This is a genomic window from Spirillospora sp. NPDC048819, assembly GCF_040650055.1.
Lineage (GTDB): Bacteria > Actinomycetota > Actinomycetes > Streptosporangiales > Streptosporangiaceae > Spirillospora.
This window is the reverse complement of sequence record NZ_JBEZGN010000038.1, coordinates 42,829-56,654: the sequence shown is the minus strand read 5'-3', so window position 1 is coordinate 56,654 and position 13,826 is coordinate 42,829. Positions and strand designations below refer to the sequence as shown.

Sequence of the window (13,826 nt, the reverse complement as noted above, 5' to 3'; positions counted from 1 at the left end):
GAGCCTCCTGGGGTCCAGGGAAGCCGCGGCCCGCTCATCCATGACGGATCGCCCTTCCACGAGGTCGAGAATCGTCGGCGCGCGAGGAGGCGACCTGGCTCGGCCACTTCGAGAGGGGCACCACAGTTGCGGGACAGCGCCGGATTCACACCGGACTTCGCTCCAGACGCGCAGCATCGCAACGGTATCAGGCGCCGAATCCGGACCTGTCCCCTCATCGGAGTGAGCACACACTCCGATCTTGACGGAGTGACCACTCACTCCGTACCGTGGCGGATGTGCCCGACAAGAGCCGCCGCCGCGCCCCGGGAATGACCCCGCGGGAACGCCGCGAAATGATCATCCGCACCGCGTTGCCGCTGGTCGCCGAACACGGCGCGGCCGTCACCACCGGCCAGATCGCCCGTGCCGCGGGCATCGGCGAAGCGACGATCTTCCGCGTGTTCACCGGCAAGGACGAACTGCTGGACGCGTGCGTCACCGAGGCGCTGCGCGCCGACCACGTCCTGGACGAGATCGCGGCGATCCCGCTGGACCGGCCGCTGACCGCCCGCCTGGCCGAGGCGAGCGACGCGATCGAGGCCTACCTCGCCCGCATGGGCACGGTCATCGGCGCCCTCCACGCCACCGGCCGTCCAGGCCGGCGCCCACCCGTCCGCGACGGGCGCGCCCCCCACCCCGGCGGCGGACCCGCCGACGCCGACGTGGACCGCGACATCGCGATGAACCAGACCCGCGACGCGCTGGCCGCGCTGTTCGAGCCCGAACGCGACCGGCTGCGCCTGCCCGCCGATCAGCTGGCGGACCTGTTCATGGCCCTGGTCTTCGCGCGGTCCCGTCCCCCCGCCGGGCCCGCGACGCCGCCGCCCGCAGAGGTTTACCTGGACGTCTTCCTGCACGGCGCCCTCAAGGAAGGAACCACCGAGTGACGATCACGCTCGACCACACCGTCGTGACGGCCGCCGACAACGACGAGGCCGCCCGCTTCTTCGCCGCCGTCATGGGCCTGGAGTACACCGGCCCGCACCCGCACGCGCGGCATTTCGTCCCGATCCGGGTGAACGAGGCGCTCACCCTCGACTTCCTGACCGTCGCACACCCGCAGGGCCACCATCTCGCCTTCGACGTCGACGCCGTCACCTTCGACACGGCCGTCGAACGCATGGACGCCCGCGAGATCCCCTACGGCGACGGACCCGCCCACGCCGACAACGGACGAATCGACCACGCCCATCCGCACGGCGGCCGCGGGGTCTACTTCTCCGACGCCAGCGGCAACCTCTACGAACTCATCTCGCCATGTAGGACTTGAGGAACTCCCTGGTCCGCCCGCGGCTCTCTCCCGGCACGAACTCCGCGGCGACGAAATCGGTCGCGCCCGCCTCGGACAACGCCTCCAGTTTCGCCGCGACCGTGTCCTCGTCCCCGACAACGGCCAAGTCCGCAGGGCCGTCCACCCCTTCGCGGTCCATCATCGCCCTGTAGGACGGCAACATCCCGTACATCTCGAACGTCTCGCCCGCCTGCTCCCGCGCGCGCTCGGGATCGTCAGTGACGCACACAGGCAGGACGCACACAATCCGTGGCTCCGGCCGCCCCGCCGCCTTGGCCGCCGTCGTGATGGTCGGCGCGATGTGCTCGCGGATGGTGACGGGACCGGTCATCCACAGCACCGTCCCGTCCGTCCGCTCCGCCGCCAGCTTGAGCATCTTGGGCCCCAGCGCCGCGAGGAGCACGGGCACCCGCCCCTCGTTCGGGACGCTCAGCCCGACGTTGCCCTGCACGGTCTCACCCTTGAACGACGCGTTCTCCCCGGCCAGCAAGGGCAACAGAACCGACAGGTACTCGTCCATGTGGCGCAGCGGCCGACCGAAGTCGTACCCGTACATGTCCTCGATGACGATCTTGTGCGACAGCCCGATGCCCAGCGTGAACCGCCCCTGAAGCGCCAGCGCGGTCGTCCTCGCCTGCTGCGCCATCACGGCCGGATGCCGCGGATACGTCGGCACCACCGCGGTCCCCAGCTCGATGCCCGGCACCCCGCTTCCGGCCACCGCCAGCGCGGACTGCGCGTCCACCCCGAATATCTGCGACATCCACGCCGAGGAGAAACCGTCGTCCGCAGCGCGCCGCACCTCCTCCGTCAGCTTGCCGAGCGCATCCGCCCCGCCTCGTTCGACCAGCAGAACACCAAGACGCACAACGACCTCCCAAGTCACCGTTTCACCCGATCCTTACACACCCATTTCAACCCTCCCGAAACGCCACGCACACGTGAACCCACCCCGGCGTTCTTCGGTTTTCGGTGTAATTCCTGATCAAGGAGTGACATATGACAACCGAAGCGAGCATGGAGGCCGCGGTGGCCGAGTCCGACAACCCGACCACGGAGACGGCCGGAGTCGACCAGGAGCTGGTCGGCCGGCTGGTGGCCCAGGCCCGTGAGCAGGGTCTGGAGTTGACCGGAGAGGGCGGGCTGCTGCAGCAGCTGACCAAGCGGGTGCTGGAGTCGGCGCTGGAGGGTGAGATCACCGACCACCTGGGCCGCGACCGCCACGCACGGACGGGCGATGGTGGCGGGAATGTCCGTAACGGGCACCGGTCCAAGACCGTGACCACCGAGCCGGGGCGTGGGCGCTTCGGGTGGTCGGTGGTGCGCACCTGGTTGTGGGCGTTTCGGGTGGTCGCGGTGGTGTCGAACCTGGGCGTGGGCTTTTCGGGTGGTCGGTGGTGCCGCACGCGGTCGCGCGTGCCACAGGCGGTCAGGGATGTTCAAGGGGGCGCACTCGGTCGTGGGCGGCTCGGTCTCTTGCCTCAATGAAGAAGTCGAGCATCGCTGTGGCACTCGTCAGCAGGCGTGCCGGACGCGCCGCCCCGAAAGAGGTGTTCCAGAATGATCCCTGACGCGGCTCCCACGGCCCGACGTACGCGTACGGCTCGTCCAGGAAAGCGTCCCCCGCGGACACCCCGTAATTGACCTCGTCGAGGCTTACACCCAGATCAAAATGCTCCGGCCACAGCACCGACGTGGTTTCCGGTGCGAACCTTGTCAGCGCTTCAAGGCCTTGACCGAAGACTTCCTCGATGTACTGCGCGGCCGCCGCGTCAACGCCGAGGACGTCGTCCAGGCCGACACCGCTCCCGTCTTTGTAGAGGCCCTCAGCGGCTCCCGCCTCGATGCCCGCCGCCGCAGCGAGTTCCCTGCAGGTGGCACCGGTCATCGGGATCTCTCGGTCACCCGCCACGAGCTCTGTCCCGTTCACACGCAGCGCCGGCTCCTGGACGGTTCCGAATCCGCCGTCCGTGACCCTCAGCCGTATCGTTCCGTTCTGCCTGTACTGCGGCCCGGCCAGCACGAGTTCCGCAACCCCGTGCAACGAACGCCGAGCCGTTTCCAAAGTTTCCCGATCGACGGTCATCTTCCATCCTCCGCTTGACTTGCCCCCCGCCTCACCCTGCAACGCGGACAGGCCTGTCAGGAGCGGTCCGGGTCGCCGCCACGGGGGCCATACTCTTCCGCGAGTTTCCGGTCGTTATCGGCCCACATGCGGTGGCGGGTGGCCGACTGCAGATGCAAATCGGCCTCCTCAGGGTGTGCGATGGCCATCCGCTCCAGCATCATCGCGGCCCGGTCATGGGCTTGTGCCGAGGACACCATCGCCTGACGCGCGTACTCCTCGGTCTCACGCTTGTGCTCAGCGCGCGGTACGCCGAGCACGGGACCGTCGGCCAACGTGGCGGCGCGATCTTCCGCATTGCGGCTGCTCCCGCGTGCCTTCACCCGAAGCGCACGGTTTCCGCTACCCATACCAGCCAACCCGACGCCCGAGCCCGTCGATCAACCAGTCCTCCAGCCACGATCGACTACTTACCCCGTGCCCTCTCCGTTCAGCCCATCCAAGGGCGTACTTGTCGGAACCCGTTGCAGCGCGTGGGAGAAGGCCTGGCCTGCTGGTCGCACCGCGGGTCTGACCTGGTGGTGGTGTGGGCCACCGATGAGCGGGATCGGGGCTTGGAGCAGTAGCGATGGAACCAGTCGGGGCGTGCGGGTCCGGTGAACGACCGAGCTGTGACGTTTCCGCGGACCGAGACCTCCTGGTGTCCCTGAACCTCCCCTACGCGCCAGACTCCGTCGGACGGCCCGCTTGAACCCCGCTTACGTGGCACGGGTCGCTCGGACCGCCGGAATGGGGCCATTGACGAAGGACCGCTGCTCGTGTGGGACCGCTCCTCACGGTTGCGGCGGTGGGGGTCAGTGCTGGCCCAGGTAGAAGCGGCTTCCTTGGTCGTCCGTGCATTCCGCGGTGAGGCCGTAGGGCTGCTGCGCAGGCTCGGTTGCGGTGCCGCCGGCTTCGCGGACCCGGGTGACGGCGGAGCCGATGTCGTCGACGGCGTACATCGGGACCACGACGGGACGGTCCGTGCCGCCGTGCATTCCGGTCATGGGCTGCACCTCGGTGCCGCCGAGTTGGACGCTCCAGCCGCCGGGAGTGTGGCCCGGGGTGAACTCCCAGCCCAGAACGGCGCCGTAGAAGGAGCGTGCACGGGCGATGTCGGGGACACCGATGGTGAGGTAGGAGATCTCGCCGTGATGGGGGGTGACGCCGGTGGTCTCCGCGAGTCTGCGTTCGACGGGGCTGGTCCTCTCCGGGGGCTGGTAGATCGAGAAGCTCATGCCCTGGTCGTCCGCGCACATGGCGGACAGGCCGTACGGTTCTTCGGTCGGCTCGTCGGCCCGGCCGCCCGCGTCGCGGATCCGGTCGACGGTCTCGTGGATGTCCTCGACGGCGAAGGCCAGGTAGGCGGTGCGGTGCTCCTGACCGCCGAACATGCCGATGTGCTGGCCGGGCAGCCCCTCGATCTGGCGGGCGGACGAGCTGCTTCCGGGAACCGAGTGCCAGCCGAGGACGGTTCCGTAGAAGGCCGCGGCGCGTTCGACGTCAGGGACCCATATCGAGGCGTATCCGACATCGCCCTCGCGCAGCCGTGCGGGTGCGGGCGGTGTCGTGATCATCCAGCGGTGTCCGAACGGGTCCGTGACGACACCGTTGCGGCCGTACGGGTAGTCGGCCACGGCACGTTCCGGAGCGGCGCCGAGCTCGACGGCGCGGGAGAAGACCACGTCGACGTCGGGGACCTTCAGGTACAGCGACTGGCTGGGGCCGCCGCGCGCCTTGGGACCGAGGAGCCCCAGTTCGGGCCATTCGTCGGCGAGCATGAGAACGGAGTCGCCCAGCGCCAGTTCCGCGTGGCCGACGCGTCCGTCCTCCATCATGATCGGTTCGCCGCGGACCTCCGCGCCGAACGCCTCGGCGTACCAGCGCAGGGCGTGCTGTCCGTCGTCGACGCAGATGTACGGGGTGAGCGTGCCAACCTGGGCAGGCGCTTTTTGGACAGTGGTGGTGGCCATGGTTTCTCCTGTGGGTTGCAGCAGCGCGCGCCGCATGCGTTCGCGCAGCCGCGCCGCGAAGGCCGGGTCCGGCTCGACCGGGACGACCGGTGCGTGGAGAGCCTCCAGCGGATCAGTCATCGTGGCCCTCCTTTCTGCCGCGGTGTCCGGGGATCCGTTTCCCCCGGTGAACAGTGATCGGCGTAGGCGTGCCGGAAGGCGGACCTCGCCCTTACCAGCAACGCCTCGGTGGCCTGGTGCGTGCGGCCGAGGTGTTCGGCGACCTGGGTGACGGGCAGCTCATCCAGATAGCGGAGTGTCAGGGCGGCCCGGTGGTGTGCGCCCAGGGTGCCGAGGACTTCACGGGCGAGAAGGGCGTCCACACGTTCGTCCCATGGGTCTTCGGTGGCGTCCTGTGCGCCGCCGTCCAGGACCTGGAGGCCGCGTTCCTCTCGCGCCACCTGCCGCCAGTGGTCGGCCAGTTTGTGCCGGGCCACTCCGACGAGCCAGGCGACGGACAGGTCGGGAGGGGGTCTCTTGCGCACCGCCTCGACCGCGGCCAGAAAGGTCTCGGCCGTGAGGTCCTCGGCCAGCGCACGTCGGCCGCACCGGGACAGCAGGTAGCCGTAGACCTCGGGAAGCGCCGAGTCATAGAGATCGAGCAGCGCCGCCCCCGGGTCGGGCTGAAGTTGCCCCGGATGGCTCATAACCCTCCATCGTTCGACGGGCCGCTTCTCCGACGGGTCAGGGCCGAGAATTTTCGAGAATCATTGATGATCTTGATGTCCGTGGGTGTTTTCCCTGGCCGCGAAGGTGGTACGTCCGGACACATCGACGGGAGCCACCGGCTGATCGCCGAGGGCCATGCCGGATCATGGAGACCGTGGTGATTCCCGAACCTCTCACGCTCTACACAGCCGATGACGTGCGGATCGACGCGGGCCACCTGCGGGGTGGCCGCGATCTCTGTTTCGTCCTGGCACACGGCTTCACGTGCTCGTGGCGGCAGCCCATGCTGCGCCGGATCGCCGGTGTCCTCAACCGGCACGGCGGGGTCATCGGTCTGGACTTCCGCGGCCACGGCAGGTCCGGCGGGCGTTCCACCGTTGGTGACCGAGAGGTTCTCGATATCGATGCAGTGGTCAAGGCGGCGCGGCGCAGAGGGTACAAGCGGATCGCCGTCACGGGCTTCTCCATGGGCGGTGCGGTCGTCGTCCGGCATGCGGCGTTGCACGGTGGGGTGGACGCAGTGGTCTCGGTCAGCGCGCCGGCCCGCTGGTACTACCGCGACACGGTGCCGATGCGGCGCGTGCACTGGGCGATCGAGCGACGCATGGGACGGCTGGCCGTGCGATTGGCCCGCGGCACCCGAATCGCTCCCACCGGGTGGGATCCCGTGCCGGAGGCACCGCACGAGGTCATCGGGCGGATCGCTCCTGTCCCACTACTGGTCGTCCATGGGGACGCTGATCCGTTCTTCCCGCTCGAACATGGCCGGCAGTTGTACGAGGCGGCGCGTGATCCGCGGGAACTGTGGGTCGAACCTGCGTTCGGCCATGCGGAAGTGGCCGCAACACCTGGCTTGATCAAGCGCATTGGTGATTGGGCCGCGGTCGCCGTCAGCAAGTGAAGGATGCGACACGCGAAGGATGCGACCCGAGTTCGCTGCCTCCCTGACTTTGCGACTGCCGTCCATGGATCGGGCGTGGCGTCGGCCGCCTGAGCGGCTCCGCGGTCTCCCTCCGGCGCGCCTGATGCACTTGGCGGAGCCGCTGCGGGCGCTCCGACCTAATGCCTCGTCATCTGAGCTGCGATGATGCGAAGTTATCCACATAGTTGCGGCCACGCTCCGAGCCGTCGGCCGGACGAGCATCATCGGTGCGCATGGACGGATTCAGCCTCACCTGGAAGCGAACGACCGCCGGTTCGATCGTCCCCGTCGGGCCCGGCGTCTACTTCGTCCCCATCAAAGGGGCCTCGCTCGCAGCACGAGCCGCCGCTCTCAGCAGGCTCCTCCCTTCCGAGGTAGTCGTCGCCCGCCGCACCGCCGCATGGATCTGGGGCCTTGATGTCTTGCCCCCGGGAATGGACGAGGCCGACTGGGACGTCGAACTGATAACTCCCGCCACCCCGCTCAACCTGTCAACGCCCACACCCAACTCGTCGTTGCCCGGCCCCGAACCGTCGGCGCCTCCGCCCGTTCTGTCCCCGACTCCGTTCGGGGCGTCTTCGAGTCCACCTGGGCCGCCTCCGACCCCGTCTGGGGCGTCTCCGATCCCGTCTGGGACGTCTCCGACTTCATCCAAATCGCCTTCAGCCACAGGTGGTCTATCTTTTGCTCCACTCAAGGCGTCTGGTCCGCCGCAGAAGTCGAGCAGCGCGTCATTCACCTCGCGTGGCCCGTCATCCATCAGTGAAGGCGCCGACCATGTTGAACTGCCTGCCGCCCACGTCGTGGAGGAGGCCGGCGTACGCGTTACGTCTCTGGCCCGGACGGCTCTGGATTGCGCCCGATGGCTCCCTCGCTACGAGGCGGTCGCCGCACTGGACCAGTTCCTCCGGCGAGGTGTGAGCACTGATGAGCTGACCACGATGGCCCGGACTCTGCAGGGATATCGCGGTAACAAGCGGCTGCGCGAGATCATCCGCCTCGGCGATCGGGGCGCGGCCTCCCCGGGCGAGAGCTGGACTCGAGTCGCCGTCATGAAAACCGGATTCTTACGGCCCCAGACTCAGGTTCCGGTGATGGGTCCTCGCGGCCGGTGGCTCTTTGTCGACCTCGGCTACTCGGAATTCCGCGTCGGCCTCGAATATGACGGTGAACGTCATCACGCTGATTCAGCGGACCGTGCCCACGACGCGCGCCGCCGCGACTGGCTCGCCAAGGAGATGGGCTGGGAGATCATTCCGGTTACCAAACACTTCTTATATCGCCCCGCGCCGTACCTGGAGGTCCTCCTGACAGCTCTCCTTCAACGAGGGTGGAAACCCGATGACGTCACCATGGACCGCATAGCCGCCCGTCTGGCCTCTCTCCGGCGCCGTCAACGCTGAGAAAATCCCACCGACCGTTCCGGCTCGCCTGAATTGGCCGCAAGTCAGTCCACCATATCGACCCGAACAGGCTGACACTAACCCGCCGGGTTGCGGGAAAGGTTGGTGAACAGTAGAACGGTGTCCGTCTACGTGGCCTCCAGCTTTAGGGCGAGAAGGCCGCGGCCGCCCGTCGGCTGATCCCCGGACCGGCCGGAGTGCGTAGACGCGGGGATGTGCGTTATGAACTATTCGCGATCGAGGAGGTTGGCCAGACGTTTTGGTGCGATGAGGCGATAGCCGTCCTCGATGAGTTCGGCCATCTCCTCCCAGTCGAGGTCTACGTCGAGGCGAGCGCCCACCCATCCTTTGCTGCCGACGTACTTCGGGACGAAGAAGCGTTCAGGGGCTTCGGCCACGAGAGCCTCCTGAACTCCCGGACCGGCCTTGAACGTCATTGAGAGGCCATCCTCGCTGGTCATCACAAACAGCTTGTCGCGGATCCGAAAGGATGGAGCAGTATGTCCGCCGAATGGTTTCTCCGACACCTCCGGCAATGCCAGGCAGATGTCCCGTATTTGTGAATGCACGTCCATGTCGCTCATGCGTCGACCTCCCCGAAGTTGTGTGGCCCCAGCACCCCCTCCTGCAACGCCACGCCACTCCCGGCGGGCCGATGCTCTACAGGGCGTTGGCGATTATAAGCGCGAACCGGTGTTCCGGTGAGAGGTGCCCGATGCGGTCATCGAGTCGGGAGACGCCTGCCGTGCTCTCCGGATGGGCGGCTGCGGCTTGACCGGTGGCCCTTGCGAGCTGAGAGGCATCCGGCCAGCCCCGCCCACACCCGCAGGTTCCGTTTCCGACGGCGGGATGCATGCGGGTGGTGTAGCGGGACTCGTTGGCTTCTGGCCACATAGACCATCGGGAGTTTGTTGATGTCGATGCGGTGGCGCGGCAGGGTGTGCGTTGCCGCGCCTCCTCGTCGTTCTATGTCCTCGTTGTCTTTGGTGGCGATGTTCAGATGGCTGTGCGGACGCCAAACGCGGTCGTGGTTGCTCCTCGTGCCGTTGTGGGCTGGGAAGCGCTCACGGCGTTGGATCGAGGATGAGCCGTTGGCGTGGTGCGGCACTGGCTGATCAAGGCTGGTGCTCAAGGCTTTCGAGACGGTGATTGACCGGCGCGATGGCATTGCCAGCCAGGCGAGATGGACGCGGCCCTGGGAAGCGGCGGGCCGCGTCCATCCCGACCGATCAGGAGAGGAGGGAGAGCGCGGCGAACGTGTGGTCCGCCCATAGCGCGCGCGACATCTCCTCTGGGTACGGGGTGATGGCGCAAGTGGTGTCGAAGACGTGGGTGATGCGCCGGGACGGCTCGTAGGCGGGCCAACCTGGGTCGCCGGATGTCGCGAACCCCGTCCAGGCGGGACGGATCTTCTCCGACAGTTCCTCGGCGGCGGCTCTGTCGCCGATGAGCAGGTCGGCTATGCCGCCCACGAGGTTGCCCCACACCAGGGGGACGTCCAGGGCATGGCAGGCGCCGAGGGCGGGAGTTGACCAGGCCAGTTCGTACAGATGCACGCGGCCCCCTGCGGCGGCCTGCGCTTCGGCGAGGTGAAGTGTCGGCATGCGGAAGAGCCAGTCGGAGTGGACCAGCTCGTAGAGGGTCTCCGCCGAGGCGCCGGGGAAGGAGTCGCGGTAGGCCGGCGGGTCGGGAGCGAAGACGCGCAGGGCGGCCGCCGCATGGTCGTCGGTGACCTGGCCGAGAAGGCCGTCCATCGCGATGAAGAGCCGGTACTCGTCGCGGTTGTGACCGGTGATCAGCGGGATGCCGCGGGCGGACCCGTCGGCGAGCGCCTCCCAGGGTGTTTGCGGCAGCACGTCGCCGTCCACGACGGGGGAGAACGGAGTCGGGGTGTGCGCCACCGGTCCCCATCTTGAATGCCTAACCATGGTGGCGGCGACGGCGTCCACGGCCTTCATCAGGCGGTCGGGTGTGACTGCGCTGAGCTCCTGCCGAACGGGACGGACACCGGCTTCGGCGCAGATCGCGGCGCTGATGTCGTCCGCCAGAGCCGCGGAGAAGAACGTGCCCGGAACGCTCTGCGCGATCGCGCGGTGGAAGAGGCCTGACGCGCGTGGCATCGCCAGGAGGGCGGCGATCGAGCCCGCGCCGGCGGACTCCCCGAAGACCGTGACATTGCCCGGGTCGCCGCCGAACGCCGCGATGTTGTCGCGGACCCAGGTCAGTGCGGCGACCTGGTCGAGGAGGCCGCGGTTGGCGGGCGCGCCCTCGATCTGCCCGAACCCCTCCATGGCCACGCGGTAGTTGAACGTCACCACTACGACGCCGCCCTCGCGCGACAGCACCGCGCCGTCGTAGCCGGGGTCGGAAGAGTGCCCGATGATGTACGCGCCGCCGTAGAACCACACCATCACCGGCAGCCCACCGGTGCCTGGGTCCGGTGTCCAGATATTGCAGGTCAGCCAGTCGTCGCCGGTCGTGCGCGGCATGCCCGGCGCGAGCGCGGACGACTGTGGCGGGGGAGGCCCGAACGCGGTGGCGGGGCGGATGCCCTCCCACCGTTCCGGCGGCTCGGGCGCGGCGAAGCGAAGCGCGCCCACGGGCGAGCGGGCGAACGGGATTCCGCGGAAGACCGCGAGGCCGTCCTCCCAGGCGCCGCGCACCGTGCCGGACGCGGTCACGGCTTCGACGGTCATGGGCCACCTGCCCTGGGGCGACAACGCATGTCCGAGATCCTCCCCGGCGGGCGTGACCGTGCGACACCGGTTCTTCCGCTCGATGGAAGCCCTGCTGACGGATCCCTGGGCGACCGGCGATGGTCGTGACGAACGCAGCAGTGACCGCTGTTGCGGGCATCCGCCATCGTGACGCGGCCACCGCCGAGGAGCAGCTGAACATATGGGACGCGAGCCCTGGGCGCTGGGTCGGCTGAGTGTGCAGGGCGTGGGTTCTGGGCGATGGGCCGGTTGAGCGTGTGGGGCGCGGGTTCCGGGCGTTGGGTCGGCTGGCTGGGCGTGTGGGGCGCGGGTTCTGGGCGCTGGGCCGGTTGAGCGTGTGGGGCGTGGGTTCCGGGCGTTGGGTCGGCTTGCTGGGCGTGTGGGACGCGGGCCCTGGGCGTTGGGTCGGCTGAGTGCGCAGGGCGCGAGTTCTGGGCGCTGCGCTGGCTGAGTGGGTTGGGCGTGGGTTCTGGGCGTTGGGTTGGCTGGGTGTGTTTGGGCCGGACGTGGGTTTGGTGAGTTCGAGTGTGGGGGGTCTGTGACCACGGGAACCGAGACGGAGGTCATCGTCGACGGCAGGACGGGCCTCGCCGACGGCGTTGTGGGCTTGACCCTGCGTGCCGCGGGTGGGGGAGACCTGCCGTCGTGGCGTCCCGGCGCGCACATCGACGTGGTGCTCGGCGATGATCTCGTCCGGCAGTACTCGCTGTGCGGCGACCCGGCCGACTCGCGGACGTGGCGGGTGGGCGTGCTGAAGGAGGGGCCCGGTTCGACGGTCGTCCACGAGCGGGTCCGCCCGGGGGACAGGCTCGTGACGCGTGGGCCGCGCAACAACTTCGCGTTGGAGGACGCGCCCCGCTACCTGTTCCTCGCCGGCGGGATCGGCATCACGCCGATCCTGCCCATGGTGGCCGCCGCCGACGCAGCTGGGAACGACTGGCGGCTCCTCTACGGCGGACGGCGGCGCTCCGCGATGGCCTTCGTGGACGAGTTGTCCGGCTACGGGGACCGGGTCGACGTCCGCCCCCAGGACGAGTACGGCCTGCTCGACCTTGACGGCGCTCTGACGGCGGCCGAGCCCGGCACGCTGGTCTACTGCTGCGGACCGGAGCCGATGCTCGCGGCGGCCGAGGAACGATGCGCCGCCCTGGCCCCCGGGGCGCTGCGCACGGAACGTTTCGCCCCGAAACCCGTCACCGGCCCGGACGAGGCGTTCGAGGTCGAGCTCGCGATGAGCGGCCGCACCCTGATGGTCGAGCGGGGCTGCTCGATCTTGGAGACCGTGGAGAAGGCGGGCGTGAACGTCCTGTCGTCGTGCCGTGAGGGGACGTGCGGGACGTGTGAGACGCCCGTCCTGGAAGGCGAGCCCGACCATCGCGACTCGGTCCTGACCGAGGCGGAGCGCGCGGACGGCGGCTTCATGATGATCTGTGTCTCGCGGGCCCGCGGGTCACGTCTCGTCCTCGAACTGTAGGCGCCTGGACGGTCAGCGCGCGGCGGAGGGCGTCCAGGCGGTCGGCCTGCATGCGCCTGGTCACGGCCGCGTCCGTGATCATGGTGGATCCGTGGAAGGTGCCGGGGTAGTGGTGCACCTCGGTGGGGACGCCCGCCTGGATCAGGCGCTGCGCGAAGATCAGGCCCTCGTCGCGCAGCGGGTCGAACTCGCACGTGGTGACGTAGGCGGGCGGCAGCCCGGACAGGTCTACGGCACGGGCGGGCGCCGCGTACGGTGACATGCCGCCGGTGCCGCGGACGCCTGCGCCGAGGTAGTAGTCCCAGCTCAGCTCGGCGTTGGGCAGGTTCCAGATCGGCGTGTCGGTGTAGGCGCGCATCGACGGGGTGTCGAGGCGGTCGTCGAGTTCGGGGATGCCGAGCAACTGGAAGCACAGCCGAGGGCCGCCGCGGTCGCGGGCCAGCAGCGCGACCGCCGCGGACAGGCCGCCGCCCGCGCTGTCGCCGCCGACCGCGAGGCGGCCGGGGTCGATGCCGAGTTCCGCGGCGTGGGCGGCCGTCCACGTCAGCGTGGCGTAGCAGTCTTCGAGCCCGGCCGGGAAGGGGTCCTCCGGGGCGAGCCGGTAGCCGACGGACAGCACCACGGCGCCGACCTCCGCCGCCATGCACGCCGCGTCGTCGTGGGAGGTGTCGATGCTGCCGAGGGCGAACCCGCCCCCGTGGATGTACACCATTCCCGGCAGGCCGCCGTCCCGGGCCGCGGGGGCGTAGATCCGCACCGGGACGTCGGGTGCGTCGCGCGGACCCGGCACCGTGATGTCGCGGATCTCCAGCGGCACGGGCGGCTCGTAGCGCGGTCCGCCGAACATCTCCGCCTCGTTCCGGCGGATCTGCTGCACATCGGTGAGCGTGATCCGCGGCATCATCGAGATCCACGGGACGAGTTCCGGGTCGAAGGCGTACGTCACCTGGGGGCTCCTTTCGGGGGGGCTGGTCCCCAGTCTCGGGCACCTCGGGTTCGCTGCCCAGCCGCCACGTGCCGGAGAAACCGGCCCGGAATCCGCCGGCCGCCGGGTGCCGTTCCCCTTCGTCCCCGCTCGTGCGGGAGATCCCCCGGAACGGGCCGCGCGTGTGGCTGGTGAGGGAGGGCACGCGACAAAACTTCGTCCCTCTCGATGACCCCGTGGGACGGCCCGGCTGATCGGTATACAAGG

At 69.0% G+C, this 13,826-nt stretch carries 13 protein-coding genes, 1 pseudogene and 1 riboswitch; of the genes and pseudogenes, 6 read left to right on the top strand and 8 right to left on the bottom strand.

Features of this window, described 5'->3' with window-relative positions:
• Positions 1-73: 73 nt before the first annotated feature.
• A riboswitch (cobalamin riboswitch) is annotated at positions 74-196 on the bottom strand.
• A gap of 82 nt (positions 197-278) precedes the next feature.
• Positions 279-929 carry a TetR/AcrR family transcriptional regulator gene (locus AB0C35_RS36740; RefSeq protein ID WP_358466445.1) on the top strand — a complete coding sequence of 217 codons (651 nt, stop codon included), beginning with the start codon at positions 279-281 and terminating at the stop codon, positions 927-929.
• Entirely contained in the window at positions 926-1,312 is a 387-nt protein-coding gene (locus AB0C35_RS36735) for a VOC family protein (RefSeq protein WP_358466443.1), read from the top strand. Before AB0C35_RS36740 ends, AB0C35_RS36735 begins: the two co-directional genes overlap by 4 nt.
• On the opposite strand, the gene AB0C35_RS36730 is transcribed toward AB0C35_RS36735, so the two are convergent.
• The gene (locus AB0C35_RS36730; RefSeq protein ID WP_358466441.1) at positions 1,290-2,201 is read right to left on the bottom strand and encodes an LLM class F420-dependent oxidoreductase; all 912 of its coding nucleotides are present in this window, start codon (positions 2,199-2,201) and stop codon (positions 1,290-1,292) included. The two genes, AB0C35_RS36735 and AB0C35_RS36730, sit on opposite strands and share 23 nt — an antisense overlap.
• A gap of 212 nt (positions 2,202-2,413) precedes the next feature.
• Between AB0C35_RS36730 and AB0C35_RS36725 the strand changes: the two are divergent.
• A pseudogene (locus AB0C35_RS36725) lies at positions 2,414-2,629 on the top strand (transposase); the annotation flags it as partial.
• 133 nt (positions 2,630-2,762) lie between these two features.
• Here AB0C35_RS36725 and AB0C35_RS36720 read toward each other — a convergent pair.
• The 4 genes from AB0C35_RS36720 to AB0C35_RS36705 form a co-directional block, all read right to left on the bottom strand.
• Positions 2,763-3,419 (bottom strand): hypothetical protein, encoded by a 657-nt coding sequence (locus AB0C35_RS36720; protein ID WP_358466439.1) that lies wholly within the window; start codon positions 3,417-3,419, stop codon positions 2,763-2,765.
• Between the two features lie 56 nt (positions 3,420-3,475).
• Positions 3,476-3,808: a hypothetical protein gene (locus AB0C35_RS36715; protein WP_358466437.1), complete on the bottom strand. Its 333-nt coding sequence runs from the start codon at positions 3,806-3,808 to the stop codon at positions 3,476-3,478.
• Positions 3,809-4,252: 444 nt separating this feature from the next.
• Positions 4,253-5,530: a VOC family protein gene (locus AB0C35_RS36710; RefSeq protein ID WP_358466435.1), complete on the bottom strand. Its 1,278-nt coding sequence runs from the start codon at positions 5,528-5,530 to the stop codon at positions 4,253-4,255.
• Positions 5,527-6,096, bottom strand: coding sequence for a sigma-70 family RNA polymerase sigma factor (locus tag AB0C35_RS36705; RefSeq protein WP_358466433.1), 570 nt, complete (start codon positions 6,094-6,096; stop codon positions 5,527-5,529). The genes AB0C35_RS36710 and AB0C35_RS36705 overlap by 4 nt, the downstream gene beginning before the upstream one ends.
• Positions 6,097-6,263: 167 nt before the next feature.
• Between AB0C35_RS36705 and AB0C35_RS36700 the strand changes: the two genes are divergently transcribed.
• Together AB0C35_RS36700 and AB0C35_RS36695 are read left to right on the top strand one after the other, a co-directional pair.
• Positions 6,264-7,019 (top strand): alpha/beta fold hydrolase, encoded by a 756-nt coding sequence (locus tag AB0C35_RS36700; protein ID WP_358466431.1) that lies wholly within the window; start codon positions 6,264-6,266, stop codon positions 7,017-7,019.
• A 938-nt stretch (positions 7,020-7,957) separates the two neighbouring features.
• The gene (locus AB0C35_RS36695; protein WP_358466429.1) at positions 7,958-8,443 is read left to right on the top strand and encodes a hypothetical protein; all 486 of its coding nucleotides are present in this window, start codon (positions 7,958-7,960) and stop codon (positions 8,441-8,443) included.
• Between the two features lie 227 nt (positions 8,444-8,670).
• Here the strand turns inward: AB0C35_RS36695 and AB0C35_RS36690 are convergent, their stop codons facing one another.
• Both AB0C35_RS36690 and AB0C35_RS36685 read right to left on the bottom strand, forming a co-directional pair.
• A complete protein-coding gene (locus tag AB0C35_RS36690) occupies positions 8,671-9,027 on the bottom strand; it encodes an MmcQ/YjbR family DNA-binding protein (protein WP_358466427.1) in 357 nt (118 codons plus the stop codon).
• A 645-nt stretch (positions 9,028-9,672) separates the two neighbouring features.
• Positions 9,673-11,139, bottom strand: a complete 1,467-nt coding sequence (locus AB0C35_RS36685) for a carboxylesterase family protein (protein ID WP_358466425.1) — start codon at positions 11,137-11,139, stop codon at positions 9,673-9,675.
• A gap of 559 nt (positions 11,140-11,698) precedes the next feature.
• On the opposite strand from AB0C35_RS36685, the gene AB0C35_RS36680 reads away from it, so the two are divergent.
• Positions 11,699-12,634 carry a PDR/VanB family oxidoreductase gene (locus AB0C35_RS36680; protein WP_358466423.1) on the top strand — a complete coding sequence of 312 codons (936 nt, stop codon included), beginning with the start codon at positions 11,699-11,701 and terminating at the stop codon, positions 12,632-12,634.
• Here the strand turns inward: AB0C35_RS36680 and AB0C35_RS36675 are convergent.
• Positions 12,579-13,580 (bottom strand): alpha/beta hydrolase, encoded by a 1,002-nt coding sequence (locus AB0C35_RS36675; protein WP_358466421.1) that lies wholly within the window; start codon positions 13,578-13,580, stop codon positions 12,579-12,581. The two genes, AB0C35_RS36680 and AB0C35_RS36675, sit on opposite strands and share 56 nt — an antisense overlap.
• Between the last annotated feature and the right edge of the window lie 246 nt (positions 13,581-13,826).

Excerpts from the sequence above, each read along its gene's own strand:
- AB0C35_RS36720 (WP_358466439.1), bottom strand. The coding sequence starts at position 3,419 with ATGACCGTCGATCGGGAAACTTTGGAAACGGCTCGGCGTTCGTTGCAC.
- AB0C35_RS36715 (WP_358466437.1), bottom strand. The coding sequence starts at position 3,808 with ATGGGTAGCGGAAACCGTGCGCTTCGGGTGAAGGCACGCGGGAGCAGC.
- AB0C35_RS36710 (WP_358466435.1), bottom strand. The coding sequence starts at position 5,530 with ATGACTGATCCGCTGGAGGCTCTCCACGCACCGGTCGTCCCGGTCGAG.
- AB0C35_RS36705 (WP_358466433.1), bottom strand. The coding sequence starts at position 6,096 with ATGAGCCATCCGGGGCAACTTCAGCCCGACCCGGGGGCGGCGCTGCTC.
- AB0C35_RS36700 (WP_358466431.1), top strand. The coding sequence starts at position 6,264 with ATGGAGACCGTGGTGATTCCCGAACCTCTCACGCTCTACACAGCCGAT.
- AB0C35_RS36690 (WP_358466427.1), bottom strand. The coding sequence starts at position 9,027 with ATGAGCGACATGGACGTGCATTCACAAATACGGGACATCTGCCTGGCA.
- AB0C35_RS36685 (WP_358466425.1), bottom strand. The coding sequence starts at position 11,139 with ATGACCGTCGAAGCCGTGACCGCGTCCGGCACGGTGCGCGGCGCCTGG.